This window comes from Prauserella shujinwangii, assembly GCF_003001955.1.
Taxonomy (GTDB): domain Bacteria; phylum Actinomycetota; class Actinomycetes; order Mycobacteriales; family Pseudonocardiaceae; genus Qaidamihabitans; species Qaidamihabitans shujinwangii.
Genome location: NZ_PVNH01000011.1, coordinates 105064 through 119581, shown reverse-complemented (window position 1 = coordinate 119581; position 14518 = coordinate 105064). Strand labels below are relative to the sequence as shown.

The 14518-nt window shown below is 72.4% G+C and carries 10 protein-coding genes; 1 reads left to right on the top strand and 9 read right to left on the bottom strand.

Annotation, left to right across the window (positions count from 1 at the left end; genetic code table 11):
• Positions 1–185 precede the first annotated feature (185 nt).
• Positions 186–2963 carry a sensor domain-containing protein gene (locus B0I33_RS24720; RefSeq protein ID WP_106181274.1) on the top strand — a complete coding sequence of 926 codons (2778 nt, stop codon included), beginning with the start codon at positions 186–188 and terminating at the stop codon, positions 2961–2963.
• A 9-nt stretch (positions 2964–2972) separates the two neighbouring features.
• On the opposite strand, the gene hypF is transcribed toward B0I33_RS24720, so the two are convergent.
• From hypF to B0I33_RS24675, 9 genes are all read right to left on the bottom strand, one after another.
• Complete coding sequence (hypF, locus tag B0I33_RS24715; protein WP_245901032.1) at positions 2973–5240, bottom strand: carbamoyltransferase HypF; 2268 nt, start codon at positions 5238–5240, stop codon at positions 2973–2975.
• Between the two features lie 82 nt (positions 5241–5322).
• A complete protein-coding gene (locus B0I33_RS24710) occupies positions 5323–5937 on the bottom strand; it encodes a LutC/YkgG family protein (RefSeq protein WP_106181272.1) in 615 nt (204 codons plus the stop codon).
• Positions 5930–7357 (bottom strand): LutB/LldF family L-lactate oxidation iron-sulfur protein, encoded by a 1428-nt coding sequence (locus tag B0I33_RS24705; protein WP_106181271.1) that lies wholly within the window; start codon positions 7355–7357, stop codon positions 5930–5932. The genes B0I33_RS24710 and B0I33_RS24705 overlap by 8 nt, the downstream gene beginning before the upstream one ends.
• Positions 7336–8070, bottom strand: coding sequence for a (Fe-S)-binding protein (locus B0I33_RS24700; protein ID WP_106181270.1), 735 nt, complete (start codon positions 8068–8070; stop codon positions 7336–7338). Before B0I33_RS24700 ends, B0I33_RS24705 begins: the two co-directional genes overlap by 22 nt.
• Positions 8067–9479, bottom strand: coding sequence for a rhamnulokinase (locus B0I33_RS24695; RefSeq protein WP_106181269.1), 1413 nt, complete (start codon positions 9477–9479; stop codon positions 8067–8069). Before B0I33_RS24695 ends, B0I33_RS24700 begins: the two co-directional genes overlap by 4 nt.
• Before the next feature lie 38 nt (positions 9480–9517).
• Positions 9518–11563, bottom strand: a complete 2046-nt coding sequence (locus B0I33_RS24690) for a bifunctional aldolase/short-chain dehydrogenase (protein ID WP_245901030.1) — start codon at positions 11561–11563, stop codon at positions 9518–9520.
• A gap of 10 nt (positions 11564–11573) precedes the next feature.
• Positions 11574–12989 (bottom strand): BNR repeat-containing protein, encoded by a 1416-nt coding sequence (locus B0I33_RS24685; protein ID WP_106181438.1) that lies wholly within the window; start codon positions 12987–12989, stop codon positions 11574–11576.
• 2 nt (positions 12990–12991) lie between these two features.
• Positions 12992–14158 carry an L-rhamnose isomerase gene (gene rhaI, locus B0I33_RS24680; protein ID WP_106181267.1) on the bottom strand — a complete coding sequence of 389 codons (1167 nt, stop codon included), beginning with the start codon at positions 14156–14158 and terminating at the stop codon, positions 12992–12994.
• 25 nt (positions 14159–14183) lie between these two features.
• Positions 14184–14501 (bottom strand): L-rhamnose mutarotase, encoded by a 318-nt coding sequence (locus tag B0I33_RS24675; RefSeq protein WP_106181266.1) that lies wholly within the window; start codon positions 14499–14501, stop codon positions 14184–14186.
• Positions 14502–14518: the final 17 nt, after the last annotated feature.

The following is a 14518-nucleotide window of genomic DNA, read 5'->3' as shown; positions in this document are numbered from 1 at the left end:
CAGATTCGAGAGACAAGGCGGCAGGGCGACACTGCCCAGGAAACAACCGCCTACTGTGGTGACGATTAATCGACTTCCTCGGGATGCCCAGGGGGCCGGCACGCGAGCACTTTCGCCGGTTCGCCTCACGGCGAACTCATGCTGTAATCGAAATCCACGCCGGCGACCACGCGAATGGACGGAGCATGGAGGCGCACGACTACAGCGGGCTGCTGCTCGGCCGCGACCTGCGCCAGGGGCTCGCGGTGGACCTGGCCCTGTCGGTGGACTCGGCCGTCCTGTGGTCTGTCGATTTCACCGACGGCTCCGTTACCTGGACGCCGGGACTGGCGGACATTTTCGGACTATCCGATTACGCTGAACGGAGCATCACCGAAGTTCTGCTGGACTTGATCGAACCCATGGCGCTGGCAGCGAGATCCGCACCGGTGTGGGAGGATTTCGATCTCGAACAGCGGCACGAGACACCCGAAGGCGATACGCGATGGATTCGGTTCCGCGCCCGGAGTTTCGGCGTCACCGGCGCGTCCGGCGCCGGTGGTCTGCTGGGGATCGCCGCGGACGTGAGTGAGCGGCACGCCGACCGGCAGGCGCTCGCCGATCTGGCCGACCGGTACCGGCTGCTCGTCGAGCTCAGCCCGGACGCCATCTGTGTCCACGAGGCCGGCAGGATCGTCTACGCGAACCCGGCCGCCGTGCGGTTCTCCGCCTCCGGAACCGCCGAGGCCATGCTCGGCAGGCCGATCACCGACTTCGTCGACCCCTACTCCGTGCCGGACATGCTGCGCCGCATCGAGTCACTGACCGGGCCGGGGTCCACCTCGGAACCCACCGAGGTGCTGCTGAAACGCGCGGACGGCGACACGATGGTGGTCGAGTCGGTCTCGGTCCGCACGACCTGGGAGGGCCGCCCCGCCTTCCAGGTCATCATGCGCGACGTCACGGCACAGAAGGCGGCCGAGGCCGCCCTGCACTACCAGGCCGCGCTGGTCTCGCACGTCAGCGACGCCATCATCGCCACCACGGCCGACGGGGTGGTCACGAGCTGGAACCCGGCCGCGGAATCCGTGTACGGCCACGCGGCGGCGGACGCGCTCGGCCGGGACGTCGCCGGGCTCGTCGGCGCGCCTCTCGACCCGGGCGGCATCGTCGATGCGGGCGGAGTGGTCCAGGCCACCCACCGGAGGGCGGACGGGACGCCACTGGCGATCCGCGTCTCGGCGGCGGAGATGAACGCGGGCTACGTGCTGGTGTGCGCCGACGAGACCGCGCGCAGGGAGGCCGAGCAGCGGTTCAGCACCGTGGTCACCGCACTCGACGAAGGCGTCGTGGTGGTCGGCAGGGACGGCAGGGTCGAGTCCGCGAACCCCGCCGCGACCCGCATCCTCGGCCTGCCGGCCGAGCAGATGGTCGGCCGCTCACCGACCCGGTTCCCGCTCTACGACGAGTCAGGCGCCCGGGTGCCCAAGGAGGACTACCCCTCGGCGCGGACTCTCCGCACCGGGCAGCCGAACAACGGCCGGGTGCTGCGCGCGGAGCGGCCGGACGGGCGGAGTGTCTGGCTGTCGATGAGCTGCCGGCCGCTCGACCCCGAGGCACGCGAGCCGTCCGCGGTCGTCACGTCGTTCACCGACATCACCGAGCGCAGGGCCATCGGCGAGCAGCTGGCCCACGACGCCACCCACGACCCGCTGACCGGGCTCGCCAACCGCACGCTGGTGCTCGAACGGCTCACCGCCGCCCTGCGGACCCCGGGCCGGGTGGACACCGCCTGCGTGCTGTTCATCGACCTCGACAAGTTCAAGGTCATCAACGACTCGCTCGGGCACAGTGTCGGGGACAAGGTGCTCCGCATCGCCGCCCGCCGCCTGCGCCACTCCGTGCGCAGCACCGAGGTGGTCGGCAGGCTGGGTGGGGACGAGTTCGCCGTCATCACCCTGGGCGCGGGTGAGCCCGCCGAGATCCACGCGCTGATCCACCACCTGCGGGAGGCGCTGACCGAGCCGATCTCCGTCGACGGCAGGCACCTGCGCATCGACGCGAGCATCGGCGTGGTCACCGCGCGGCCCGGGGACCGGCGCAGCGCCGAGGACCTGATCCGGGACGCCGACGTGGCCATGTACCAGGCGAAGACCCGGGGCCGGGGCCGCTACGAGTTCTTCGACGTCGAGCTGCGGGAACGGGTGCAGCGGCAGCTCCGGCTGGAGCAGGACCTGCGGGCCGCGGTGCCGGACGGCCAGCTGTGGCTGGCCTACCAGCCGATCGTCGACGTCGGCACCGACCGGCCGGTCTCGGTGGAGGCGCTGCTGCGCTGGACCCACCCCGTGCACGGCGTCGTCCCGCCCGCCGAGTTCATCCCGCTCGCGGAGGAGAGCGACCTCATCAACATCATCGGCGACCACATGCTGCGGACGGCGACCCAGGAGGTCGCCGAGCTGCGGGCCCGGCACGGCACGGACCTCCGGCTCGCCGTCAACCTCTCGGCCCGGCAGCTCGACGACGCGGCGCTGGTGCCCGCCGTGCACGACGCGCTGCGCGCCGCCGGACTGCCCCCGGACGCGCTGTGCCTGGAGATCACCGAGAGCGCGCTGATGCGGGAGCCGCAGACGGCGGCCGAGGTACTGTCGGCGCTGCGGGGCCTCGGTGTGCGGCTGGCCATCGACGACTTCGGCACCGGCTACTCGTCGCTCGCGCAGCTGCGGCGGCTGCCGCTCGACACGCTCAAGGTGGACCGCTCGTTCGTGTTCGGCCTCGGCGAGCCGGAGGAGCGGGCGAAGGACGCCGAGGCGATCATCGCCAGCATCGTCGCGATGGCGCACGCGGTCGGCCTCACCGTGATCGCGGAGGGCGCGGAGAACGAACGGCACGCGCGCATCCTGCGCAAGCTCGAGTGCGACCAGGCGCAGGGCTATCACTTCGGCAAGCCGGTTCCGGCGGCGAACCTGTTCCGCGACGGGCAGTGAAGGCCACCTTCACTGCCGGACGGGGCCGGTGGTGTTCGCCGCGACGACGGCCTGACCGAGGCTGACGCCGCCGTCGTTGGTCGGCACGCGCGAGTGCGTGAGCACCCGGAACCCGCGACCCTCGAGGAGGTCGACGGTCCGGTCCAGCAGCAGCACGTTCTGGAACACGCCACCGGACAGCGCGACCGTGCCGACGCCGGTCGCCTCCCGCAGCCGCGCGCACACGCCGCGGATCGCCTCCGCCACGCCATTGTGGAACCGGGCCGCGACGACGTCGACGGCCCGGCCCGCGCGCAGGTCGTCCACAACGGACTTGACGAGGTCGGCCCCGGACACGGTGACCGGGTCGGCGGCCGAGATCCCGGCCGGGTAGCCACCCCGCACGGCCGGATCGGCCAGCTGCTCCAGCTCGATCGCGGCCTGCCCCTCGTAGTTGGTCGTGTCGCGCACGCCGAGCAGTGCGGCGACGGCGTCGAACAGCCTGCCCGCGCTGGAGGTGAGCGGGGCGTTGACCCCGGAGGCGGCCATCGACACCACGGCGGGCCACTCCCGGGCGTGCCGCCGCACGACGTCGAGGTCGCCGGTGTCGTCCGTGGCGCCGAGGTAGGCGGCCGCCATGCGCCACGGCTGCCGGACGGCGGCGGTGCCGCCCGGCATGCGGACCGGTTCGAGATGGCCGACCCTGCGGAACCCGGCGAGGTCGGCGAGCAGGAACTCGCCGCCCCAGATGGTGTGGTCGGTGCCGTAGCCGGTGCCGTCGAAGGCGACCCCGAGCACCGGCCCGCTCTCGGCGTTGTCCGCGAGGCACGCGGCGATGTGCGCGTGGTGGTGTTGCACGCCCACCGGCTCGACGGTGCCGGACTCCGCGAGGTCGAGCGCGTACTTCGTGGACAGGTACTCGGGATGCAGGTCGTGCGCCACGATCTCCGGCGCGATGTCGAAGAGCCTGCCGAAGTGCTCGATGCCCTCGGTGAACGAGCGCAGCGTCTCGTAGTTCTCCAGGTCGCCGATGTGGTGCGAGAGGAACGCGTGCCGCCCCTTGGCGAGGCAGAAGGTGTTCTTCAGCTCGGCCCCACACGCCAGCACGTGCCGGCGGAAGTCCTGGCCGACCACGACGGGCTCGGGCGCGTATCCCCGGGAACGGCGCTGCAGCTGCGCCCGGCCGCGGAACGTGCGGGCGACGGAGTCGTCGGTGCGGACGTGGATGGGGCGGTCGTGGGTGAGGAACGCGTCGGCGATCCCGGACAGCCGGTCGCGGGCCTCGTCGTCGCGGAAGACGATCGGCTCGTCGGAGACGTTGGCGCTGGTCAGCACGATCGGTGCGGCGAAATCGGTGAGCAGCAGATGGTGCAGCGGCGTGTAGGGCAGCAACACGCCGAGCATGCGGTTGCCGGGTGCCACGGACGGCGCGACCGGAGCGGCCCGCCTGCGCGGCAGCAACACGATGGGCCGCCTGCGCCCGGTCAGCAACCGCTCCGCCACCGGATCCACCTCGCACAGGTCCCCGGCCACCGCGAGATCGGGCACCATGATCGCGAACGGCTTGTCCTCGCGGTGCTTGCGCGAGCGCAGTGCCGCCGCCGCGGGCTCGCTCGCCGCGGCCACGGCGAGGTGGTAGCCGCCGAGCCCCTTGACCGCGAGCACCCTGCCCTCCCCGAGCAGCCGCACCGCAACACGCAGCGCGTCGTCGCCCTCCGCGGTGCCGAGCCGCAGCCGGGGCCCGCACGCGGGGCAGCACACCGGCTGCGCGTGGAACCGGCGGTCGGCGGGGTCGGCGTACTCGCGGGCGCAGTCGCGGCACAGGGCGAAGCCCGCCATCGTGGTGCGCGGCCGGTCGTAGGGCACGCCCCGGACGATCGTGAACCGGGGACCGCAGTTGGTGCAGTTGACGAACGGGTAGCGGTAGCGCCGGTCGCCGGGGTCGGCCAGCTCGCGCAGGCAGTCGGCGCATGTGGCGCTGTCGGCGGAGACGAGTGTGTTCGCGACGCCGCCCGGCGGGCTGGGCAGGATGTCGAACCGGGCCGCGCCGAGCGGCGGCACCTCGGTGACCTCGATCCGGTCGATCACCGCGAGCGGCGGCGCCTCGGCCTTCAGGGCGTCGAGGAACCGTGCCACGCCCTCGGACGAGCCCTCGACGGCGAGGAACACCCCGTCCGCGTCGTTGCCGACGTGCCCGGCCAGGCCCAGCCTGCGCGCGAGGGTGTGCACGAACGGCCGGAAGCCGACCCCCTGCACGACGCCCTCGACCCGCGCCTCCCTCCGCACACGCTGACCCACCAGCCCAGTGTGGAACCGGTCACGTCCGGGAGCCAGTCGAGCGGAGGTCGTGACCGACACCCTCCCTGGCCGAGACCCGCGCCTATTCGCTCACGAGGACTTCGAGGGTGCGCGGGCCGTGCACACCCTCGACACGGTCCAGCTCGATGTCGCTGGTGGCCGAGGGCCCGCTGATGAACGTCAGCGGACGCACCGGTTCCAGCCGGGCCAGCGCCTCGGGCACGCTGACCGCCACCTGGTCCGCCCGCACCACGCACAGGTGGTAGTCCGGCACGAGGCTCAGCATCCGGCGGCCCTGCGCGGCGCCCGCGTCGAGCACGATCGTGCCGGTCTCGGCGATCGCGGCGGCGCATCCGGTGAGCACGCCGCCGACCCCGTCCAGTTCGGCCAGCGCGAGCGGTGGCTCGTCGGGCAGCCACGTCACCCCGGGCGCGCGCCACGGCCCGGGCACGTCGGCGGGGACGGCCATCGTCGTGACTCCGCGTGCGGCCAGCCGCTCCGCGATCCGCTCCGGCACCTCGGCCTCCGCCACGCGGTGCACGATCGCCTTGTAGTCGGCCACCCGCTCCACCAGCAGGCCGACCGGGTCGGGAACCGAACGGGACCGCTCGTAGTCGCGGACCACCGCGGCCGGTGCCGGCCGGTCCGCCAGCGCGGCCCGCACCCGGGCCAGGATCTCGCCGCGCGCGTCATCCACGGTTGCGCCTCCACCAGGCCCGGAAAGACTCCTTCGGCACCGCGGGGACGTCCCGGGACGACGTCCACTTCGAACCCGGCCACGGCAGGTGCGAGATCCGCCCGTCCCGCGCGAGGAACCGGCTCAGCGATCCCGCCTTCTGCGCCACCTCGTACCGCCGGGCGTCGGCGAACATCCACGCCGCGGCGGCCATCGCCACCGCCTCCGGCGTCCGCTTCCCCTTCGCCTCGACGACCTTGCCGCGCAGATGCGTGAGCACCTCGGGAATGTTGATCCGCACCGGGCACACCTCGTAACACGCACCGCACAGCGAGGAGGCGTACGGCAGCGACGCCGCCTGCTCATCGTGCGGGTCGTCCACGAGCTGCGGTGCCAGGATCGCGCCGATCGGGCCCGGGTACACCGAGCCGTAGGCCTGCCCGCCCGTCCGCTCGTACACCGGGCACACGTTGAGGCACGCCGAGCACCGGATGCAGCGCAGCGCCTGCCTGCCCACCCGGTCGGCCAGCGTCGCGGTGCGCCCGTTGTCCAGCAGCACCAGGTGGAACCGCCGCGGCCCGTCGCCGGGGGTGACGCCGGACCACACCGACGTGTACGGGTTCATCCGCTCCGCCGTGGACGACCGGGGCAGCAGCTGGAGGAACACCTCCAGGTCCGGCCAGCTGGGCACGATCTTCTCCAGGCCCATCACGGTGATCAGGGTCTCCGGCAGGGTGAGGCACATCCGGCCGTTGCCCTCGGACTCCACGACGACGACCGAGCCGGTGTCGGCCACCGCGAAGTTCGCCCCGGAGATGGCGACCTTGGTGGCGAGGAACTTCCGTCGCAGGTGACGCCGGGCCGCCTCGGCGAGGTCCCCCGGCTCGTCGGAGGCGGGCGGTTCGGCCATCCGCCGCCGGAAGACGTCCCTGATCTCCGCACGGTTGCGGTGGATGGCGGGCACGAGGATGTGCGAGGGCCGGTCGTCGCCGAGCTGCACGATGAGCTCGGCGAGGTCGGTCTCGACGGCGCGCACGCCACCGGCCTCCAGCGCCTCGTTGAGGCCGATCTCGGCGGTGGCCATCGACTTGACCTTCACGACCTCGTCGGCGCCCTCGGCCCGCACGAGGTCGAGCACGATCCGGTTGGCCTCCTCGGCGTCGCGGGCCCAGTGCACCACGCCGCCGCGCGCCGTCACCGCCTCCTCCAGCCGCACCAGGTAGGTGTCGAGGTTGGCGAGCACGTCGTCCTTGATGGCCGCACCCGCGGCCCGCAGCCGTTCCCAGTCGGCGAGCTCGGCGACCGCGCTCGCGCGCTTGCCCCGGATCGTCGTGGTGGCCTTGCGCAGGTTGCGGCGCAGCTGCGTGTCCCCGAGCGCGTCGTGCGCCGCCTTCGGGAACGACGGGGTGCCCAGCCAGGTCACCGGGTTGCGGCCGCCCACGGCTCCTCCTCCGTACTCGCGAGCACTTCCGCCAGGTGCACCGTCCGCACACCGGTGCGCAGCCGGGACAGCCCGCCGCCGATGTGCATGAGGCACGAGTTGTCCCCCGCGGTGAGGACCTGCGCGCCGGTGTCCTGCACGCAGCGCATCTTGTCCGCGAGCATGGCGGTGGACGTCTCGGCGTTCTTCAGCGCGAACGTGCCGCCGAACCCGCAGCACTGCTCGGCCTGCGGCAGCTCGACCAGCTCCAGCCCGCGGACGGCCCGCAGCAGCGCCAGCGGGCGGTCGCCGACGCCGAGCATGCGCAGCGAGTGGCACGTCGGGTGGTAGGTGACCCGGTGCGGGAAGTACGCCCCGACGTCGGTCACGCCGAGCACGTCGACCAGGAACTCGCTGAGCTCGTACGTCCGCTCGACGGCCGGGCCGGTTCCGGCCAGCCCGGGGTGGATCTCCCGCACCATGCCCGCGCAGGAGCCCGAAGGAGCCACCACGTAGTCGTAGCCCGCGAACACCTCGGCGTAGGCCTGGGCGAGCGGCCGCGCGTGGTCGTGGTAGCCGGTGTTGAAGTGCATCTGCCCGCAGCAGGTCTGGGCGAGCGGGAAGTCGACCTCGCAGCCCAGCCGCTCCAGCAGGCGCAGCACGGCCTTCGCCGTCTCCGGATACACGGTGTCGGTGATGCAGGTGGCGAACAGGGCCACGCGGGGCCCGGTCATGCCAGGCCCACCCGCTCGGCCGCGGCGCGCCAGGCCGCGCGGTCGCCGCGCGGTGCGTAGCGGGCGAACGGCTCGCTCACCGGCCGCTCCGCCGCGAGCACCCCGGCCGCCCTCGCCTGCACGTACACGTTGCCGAGCGCGCTGGCCTCCACCGGGCCGGCCAGCACGGGCACGCCGCACGCGTCGGCGGTGAGCTGGCAGAGCAGCGCGTTGCGGGCACCGCCGCCCACGACGTGCACGACGTCGATCTCCCGGTCGGCCAGCCGGGCCGCGGTGCGCAGCGACGCCGCGTGCGCCAGCGCCAGCGACTCCAGGATGGTTCGCACGACGGCGGCGGGCCGCTCCGGCGCGGGCTGACCCGACTCGCGGCACGCGCGCGCGATCCGCTCCGGCATGTCACCCGGCGGCAGAAACGCCTGATCGTCCGGATCCACAATGGACACGAACTGGGGTTCTCTCGCGGCCGCGTCCAACACCTCGCCGAGGGTAATCGCGAGGCCGCGTTCCCGCCACACCCGCAGCGACTCGCTGAGCAGCCACAGCCCCATGGTGTTGCGCAGGAAGCGGACCGTGCCGTCGACACCCGCCTCGTTGGTGAAGTTGGCGGCCCGCGCGGCCGGGCTGAGCACCGGCCCGGGCAGCTCCAGCCCGGCGAGCGACCACGTGCCACACGAGACGTAGCCGAAGTTCTCGCCGCTCGCGGGCACCGCGGCCACCGCCGAGGCGGTGTCGTGCGAGGCCACCGCGAGCACCGGGACGCCGTCCGGGCCGGTGCCGATCCGGTCGCCGGGCTGCCGCAGCGGGGGCAGCAGCCCCGCGGGCAGGCCTGCCCGCTCGATCAGCTCGGCCGACCACTGCCGCGTGGTCACGTCGAGCAGGGCCGTGGTGGACGCGTTGGTCACCTCGGCGCCCAGTTCACCGGTCAGCCAGTAGCCGAGCAGGTCCGGCAACAGCAGCAGCGTCCTGTCGACAAGTCGACCGGGAGGTTCGGCCAGCAGCTGGTAGATCGTGTTGAACGGCAGGTACTGCAGCCCGGTGACGGCGTACAGCGTCTCGTCGTCGACACGCTCCCGCAGCCGCCCGGCCATGCCGTCGGTGCGGGAGTCGCGGTAGCACCGCACGTCGCCGTCCAGCTTGCCGTCCGGACCGATCAGGCCGTAGTCCACCGCCCACGAGTCGATGCCGACCGAGACCGGGGCCGAGGGCGCGGCCTCCCGCAACCCGGCGAGCACCTCGCCGTACATCTCCTCGACGTCCCAGCGCAGGCCACCACCGGGCCGCTCCCTCGGACCGGTGGTGAAGCGGCGCAGCTCGGTGAGATCCACGGCGCCGTTCCGGACGCGGCCGAGCATCACCCGCCCGCTGCTCGCACCGAGGTCGACCGCGACGAACGCGGGTTCCCTCTCCATCTCCACCTCCTCGTCCGCTGATGGTGAACTCAGCCGGGTCAGCGCAGGAAGGCCGCCGCTACGCCGGCGTCCACCGGGACGTGCAGGCCCGTCGTGTGCGACAGTTCCCCGCCGGTCAGCACGAACACCGCGTTGGCGACGTGCTCGGGCAGCACCTCCCGCTTGAGCAGGGTGCGCTGGGCGTAGAACGCGCCCAGCTCCTCCTCCGGCACTCCGTACACGGCGGCCCGCTGGGCGCCCCAGCCGGAGGCGAAGATGCCCGAGCCGCGGACCACCCCGTCCGGGTTCACGCCGTTGACCCTGATGCCGTGCTCGCCGAGCTCGGCGGCGAGCAGCCGCACCTGGTGCGCCTGGTCGGCCTTCGTCGCCCCGTAGGCGATGTTGTTGGGCCCGGCGAACACGCCGTTCTTGCTCGCGATGTAGACGATGTCGCCGCCCATGCCCTGCTCGATCATCGCCCGCGCCGCCTCGCGCGAGACGAGGAACGAACCCTTCGCCATCACGTCGTGCTGCAGGTCCCAGTCGGCGGTGGTGGTCTCCAGCAGCGGCTTCGAGATGGACAGCCCGGCGTTGTTCACCACGAGGTCGATCCCGCCGAAGGCCAGCGCGCAGTCGGCGACCGCGCGGGCGACCCCCGCCTCGTCGGTGACGTCCGCCGCGACCGCCACCGCCCGGTCGGCGCCGCCGATCTCGGCCGCGACCTGTGCCGCGGCCTCGGCGTCCCGGTCGGCCACCGCGACGCACGCGCCCTCGGCGGCCAGCCGCAGCGCGATGGCCCTGCCGATCCCGGAGCCGCCACCGGTGACCAGCGCGATCCGGGTCGCGAGGGGTTTGGGCTTCGGCATGCGCCGCAGCTTCGCCTCCTCCAGCTCCCAGTACTCGATCCGGAACTTCTCGGACTCCGGGATCGGGGCGTAGGTGGACACCGACTCGGCGCCCCGCATCACGTTGATCGCGTTGACGTAGAACTCGCCCGCGACCCGCGCGGTCTGCTTGTCCCGGCCGAAGCTGAACATGCCGACGCCGGGCACCAGGACGATCGCGGGGTCGGCGCCCCGCATCGGCGGCGAGTCGGGCGTGGCGTGCCTGCGGTAGTAGGCGGCGTACTCCTCGCGGTAGCCGTGGTGCAGCTCCTTGACCCTGGCGACCACCTGCTCCAGCGGCGCGGTGGCAGGCAGGTCCACCACGAGCGGGGCGACCTTGGTGCGCAGGAAGTGGTCCGGGCAGGACGTGCCGAGTGCCGCCAGCGCGGGGTGTTTCTCCCTGGAAAGGAACTCCAGCACCTCCGGCGCGTCGGTGAAGTGCCCCACCTGCGGGGAGTCGGTGGAGGCGAGCCCGCGCAGCACGGGGAACAACGCGGCCGCGCGGGCCCGCCGGTCCGGTTCGGACAGTGGCTCGTAGCCGGGCAGGGCCTCGCCGAAGGGCTCCTGCTCCCCGTGCTCGGCGAGGTAGGCCTCCGCCGTGCGGATGATCTCCAATGAGTTGCGCTTGCACTCCTCGCTGGTCGCGCCCCACGCCGTGATGCCGTGCCCGCCGAGGATGCAGCCGATCGCCTGCGGGTTGGCCTCCCGCACCGCCGCGATGTCGAGCCCCAGCTGGAAACCGGGCCGCCGCCACGGCACCCACACCACGCGGTCGCCGAACACCTTGCGGGTCAGCTCCTCGCCGTCGGCGGCGGTGGCGATGGCGATGCCCGAGTCGGGGTGCAGGTGGTCGACGTGCGGTGCGCCGACGAGGCCGTGCATGGCCGTGTCGATGCTCGGCGCGGCACCGCCCCTGCCGTGCAGGCAGTAGTCGAACGCCGCCACCATCTCGTCCTCGCGCTCCTCGCCGGGGTAGACGTCGACGAGCGCGCGCATCCGGTCAAGACGCAGCACGGCCAGCCCGGCCTCGGTGAGGGTGCCGAGGTCGCCGCCGGAACCCTTCACCCACAGCAGCTCCACGTCCCCGCCGGTAGCGGGGTCGGTGGCCGTGCCCTTCGCGGACGCGTTGCCGCCCGCGTAGTTGGTGTTGCGGCGGTCGGCGCCGAGCTCGTGCGAGCGGGCGAGCAGGTCGGCGACGGCCGGATGGGTTTCGGTACTCACGATGCTCCTATCAGCCGAGTCGGAAGTCGGCGACACGGATCGGCGACGGCGTGGTGCCGCTCGAGGTCTGCTGGTACTGCACGGAGAGCACGCCATCGGACGCCACCCGCGAGGTGTCCACGTTGACCTCGCCGAAGGCGTTCATCGAGGGCCGGTCGAACACGAGGGTCCAGTCGGTCCACCCGCTGGCCGCGCTCGCGGCCACGATGCGCCCCTTCGGCATGACCAGGTAGGCGTTGTCGGCGCTGTCGAACACGATCTTGGTGCGCTGGGTGTGGTTCGGCGGGACCGGCACCTCGCGCTTGGTCCAGCTGCCGTCGGCGGCCCGCACCAGGTGGAACGTGCGGCCGTACCGCGCGCGCTGGGCGGAGTAGTCGGACACGCACTGCGTGAACCTGCCGGGCACGTAGCTGATCACCACGTGCGGCGTGCCGTGCGAGTCGACCGCCTGACTCTCCTGGTTCATCAGGCCGTGGTTGGGGTCCAGCGGGTCGGCGACCAGGCCGGGGTCGTCGATGCCGACCCGGTCGGCGCCGGTGACGCCGACGACCCGCCCGGCCCCGTTGCGCCAGGTGCGGCCCCGGTCATCGCTGTAGACATAGCCGGTGTCGTGGTTGGTGAGCCCACCCGGGTGGCAGAGCACGTCCCAGTTGCCCTCGCGCCACGTGAACGCGGCGTGCAGGCGACCGTTGTCGTCGTAGGTCAGCCCGTGCAGGTACATGTTCCGGGTGTTGGACACCACGCCGTTCGGGCCGGTGTAGGAGCCCGTCGCGGAGCTCCACGGGCCGAGCTTGCGCCACGTGCCGCCGTCGTACTCGGCCAGTTCGTTCACGCCGTTGCCCGAGCCGCCGGTGCGGTAGCTGAACTGCAGCCTGCCCTCGGGCGTGACGACGAACCGCGGGTACGTCATGTTGCCGAGCTCGACACCGTCGAGCGTGCGCCGCACGGAGCCGAACATGTCCGGGGACCACCGGTGCGCGGCGGGCCGGGACGCGAGCCCGGCGACGGACTTGACGTAGAAGAGGCGCGAGTTGTGCGTGTCCATCGCCACGTGCAGCCTGCCGTCCTGCGGCGAGATGCCGAGCGAGATGACGTTGTGCGAGTCGTCGACGGTGAGCTTGTGCGGCAGGACGACGGTCTCCCACGCACTCCTGCCGTGCAGCGCCCTTCGCGCCACGACGGCGTCGCGGCTGCCGGTGTACCAGGTGGCGTACTGGTAGCCGGCATAGGTGAGGATGGCGTCCTGCTGGAACGAGTCGTTGTTCACCAGCCCGTCGTAGGACACGAAGTACAGCGCCGAGGGGTCGAGCAGCGTGTCCGAGAGGAGGGTGACCCCGGGCGCCGCGGGCTTGGGCGCGGCGGCGGCCGTGACCGGCGCCAGCAGGGTGGCCAGCAGCAGTGTGGTGGCGAGCAGTGCGCGCCGCATGATCACACCCCCCAGCCCGCCGCGGTGCCGCCGACCCGCTCGGCCCGGATCTTCTCGGCGTGGCCGCTGCGCTGGTAGGCGGCGATCGGATCGGGGTCGATGCCCATCTCCTCCCGCACCTCGCCGAGCAGCGGGCGCACGTCGGTGGAGAAGGCGTCCACGAGGATGGCGTTCGCCCCGAGCACGTCCCCGGCGAGCTGGGCCTCGCGCAGTGCTTCCGCGTCGACCAGGAGAGCCTTCGCGGTGGCCTCCTGCACGTTCATCACCGACCGGATCAGCGCGGGGATCTTCGGCTCGATGTTGTGGCACTGGTCGAGCATGAACGCCACTCCGGCCTCGGCGGACAGCCCGCCGCCGAGCACGATCTCCACCATGATCCGGAACAGCTGGTACGGGTCGGCCGCGCCGACCATGAGGTCGTCGTCGGCGTAGAAGCGGGAGTTGAAGTGGAACCCGCCGAGCCGGTTCTTGCGCAGCAGGAGCGCGACGATGAACTCGATGTTGGTGCCCGGCGCGTGGTGCCCGGTGTCCACCAGCACCTGCGCCCTCGGCCCGAGCTCGAGGCAGTGCGCGTAGCTGGTGCCCCAGTCGGGCACGTCGGTGGCGTAGAACGCGGGCTCGAAGAACTTGTACTCCAGCAGCATGCGCTGGTGCTCGCCGAGCCGCTCGTACACGGTGGCGAGCGACTCCTCGAGGCGCGCCTGGCGGTCGGCGATGGAGTCCTGGCCCGGGTAGTTGAGCCCGTCGGCGAGCCACACCGAGAGGTCCCGCGATCCCGTGACGTCCATGATGTCCACGCACTCGAGCAGGTGGTCGACGGCCTTGCGGCGCACGGCGGGGTCCGGGTTGCACAGGCTGCCGAGCCGGTAGTCGTCGTCCTGGAACACGTTGGGGTTCACCGCACCGACGCGCACCCCGGCCGCTTCCGCGTGCCGCGCGAGGTCGCCGTAGTCGGAGACCTTGTCCCACGGGATGTGCACCGCGACGCTCGGCGCGACGCCGGTGAACCGGTGCACGGTGGCGGCGTCGTCGATCTTCTCGTAGGCATCGCGCGGGATGCCCTCCTGCGCGAAGACCTTGAAGCGGGTACCGGAGTTGCCGAACGCCCACGAGGGTGTCTCGATGTGCTGGGCGCGCAGCGCGGCCTTGATGGCTGGCATGTCGGGCATGGAGTCTCTCCCTGGTCTGTGGGCGTCAGTCGAGGTGGAAGACCTCGGTGAGCGGGGCGATCCCCTCGTCGGGCGTGCCGTCGAGGCTCTCGAAGAACGGCGCCATCTCGGCCTGCCAACGGGCGTTCACGTCCCTGGACGCCATCCCGGCGAGCGCGGCGTCGAGGTCCTCGGTCTCGAAGTAGCCGACGAGGAGCCCGTCCGGCGCGAGGAACAGCGAGTAGTTGTGCCAGCCGGTCTCCCGCAGCGCGGCCAGCATCTCGGGCCAGACCTCGGCGTGCCGTCGCCGGTACTCCTCCATCCGGTCCCGCCTGACCCTGAGGAGGAAACAAACCCGTCGCATCGTGGAACCTTCCCCCG

Coding starts and splice junctions, on each gene's coding strand:
- B0I33_RS24720 (WP_106181274.1), top strand. CDS start 186: ATGGAGGCGCACGACTACAGCGGGCTGCTGCTCGGCCGCGACCTGCGC.
- B0I33_RS24700 (WP_106181270.1), bottom strand. CDS start 8,070: ATGACCGGGCCCCGCGTGGCCCTGTTCGCCACCTGCATCACCGACACC.
- B0I33_RS24695 (WP_106181269.1), bottom strand. CDS start 9,479: ATGGAGAGGGAACCCGCGTTCGTCGCGGTCGACCTCGGTGCGAGCAGC.
- B0I33_RS24685 (WP_106181438.1), bottom strand. CDS start 12,989: ATGCGGCGCGCACTGCTCGCCACCACACTGCTGCTGGCCACCCTGCTG.
- rhaI (WP_106181267.1), bottom strand. CDS start 14,158: ATGCCCGACATGCCAGCCATCAAGGCCGCGCTGCGCGCCCAGCACATC.
- B0I33_RS24675 (WP_106181266.1), bottom strand. CDS start 14,501: ATGCGACGGGTTTGTTTCCTCCTCAGGGTCAGGCGGGACCGGATGGAG.